1 protein-coding gene is annotated in these 1,303 nt (G+C 59.6%); it reads left to right on the top strand.

Annotated features, from left to right (window positions below; translation table 11 throughout):
• Positions 1–76 precede the first annotated feature (76 nt).
• Positions 77–1,267, top strand: coding sequence for a helix-turn-helix domain-containing protein (locus AC0L14_RS34715; RefSeq protein ID WP_473752222.1), 1,191 nt, complete (start codon positions 77–79; stop codon positions 1,265–1,267).
• The last annotated feature ends 36 nt before the right edge of the window (positions 1,268–1,303 follow it).

Raw genomic sequence — 1,303 nt, 5'->3', positions numbered from 1 at the left:
TGAGCGACCCGAGACATAGGTGACGTTTTGTACCGGACACATGGGTAACACTTTTGGCTTTTGGCCGGAGGTGTTGATGCCGTGGAAAGAGTGTTCGGTGATGGAGGAACGTCTTCGTTTTGTAGCTCGCCTTCTCGACGGGGAAGGCATGAGCGATGTGTGCCGGGAGTTCGGCATCTCGCGCAAGACGGGCTACAAGATCTTCAATCGCTACAAGGATGAGGGTCTCGAGGCCCTGACGGACCGCTCGCGCCGGCCGGTGCGCTATGCCAACCAGTTGCCGGTCCAGATCGAACGGATGATCGTAGAGAGCAAGCGGGAGAAGCCGCACTGGGGCGCCAGGAAGATACGCGAGTTGCTGGTGCGCAAGCTCGCAGGCGATGTACGCATTCCAGCCAAGAGCACCGTTCATGCCGTGCTCGACCGCCACGGCCTTGTGAGCCAGGCCCGCAAGAGGAACCGGGCGAACAAGGCCGTGGGCACGCAGCTGTCCCAGGCGACGCAGCCCAACGATCTATGGTGCGCCGACTTCAAGGGCGAGTTCAAGCTCGGCAATGGCCGCTACTGTTACCCGCTGACCGTCACCGACCAGACTTCGCGCTACCTGCTGGCCTGCGAAGCCCTTGAATCGACAAAGGAGATTCCGGTCATCGAGGCGTTCGTCCAGCTCTTCAAGGAACGCGGTCTGCCGGAAGCGATTAGAAGCGACAATGGCCTTCCCTTCGCAAGCCCCAACGGCCTCTACAATCTATCAAGGCTGTCGGTGTTCTGGCTGAGGCTCGGCATCGCGATCGAGCGCATCCGGCCTGGCAACCCGCACGAGAACGGCCGCCACGAGCGCATGCACCGCACGCTCAAGGCCGAAACGACCCGGCCGCCGGGCATGAACATTCTGCAGCAGCAGGCCAGGTTCGATGCTTTCATGAGCGAATTCAATGCCGAGAGGCCCCACGAGGCGATCCAAATGAAGGTGCCGGCCGAGCTCTACAGGGATTCTTCAAGAGCCTATCAAGGCCTCCCCGAACTGGAATATCCCTTCCATGACAAGGACATTCTCGTCACCGCCTGCGGCCGCATCTGCATGCACAGGAAGAAGATCAACATCTCCACCGTGCTCGCCGGCCAGAGGCTCGGAATCACCGAAGTCGACGACGGCATTTGGCTCGTCTCCTTCATGCACTATGATCTCGGATATATCGACTTGGAACAGAGGACCTTGCAGACCATCGACAACCCGTTCGGCACGAGGTTGTCACCCATGTCTTAGGTACAAACTGTTACCCATGTCTCCGGGCCGTACAGT

The organism is Mesorhizobium sp. WSM4841 (assembly GCF_055811515.1).
The sequence above is the reverse complement of the archived record's forward strand: the minus strand, read 5'-3'. Positions and strand labels throughout refer to the sequence as shown.

Excerpts from the sequence above, each read along its gene's own strand:
- AC0L14_RS34715 (WP_473752222.1), top strand. The coding sequence starts at position 77 with ATGCCGTGGAAAGAGTGTTCGGTGATGGAGGAACGTCTTCGTTTTGTA.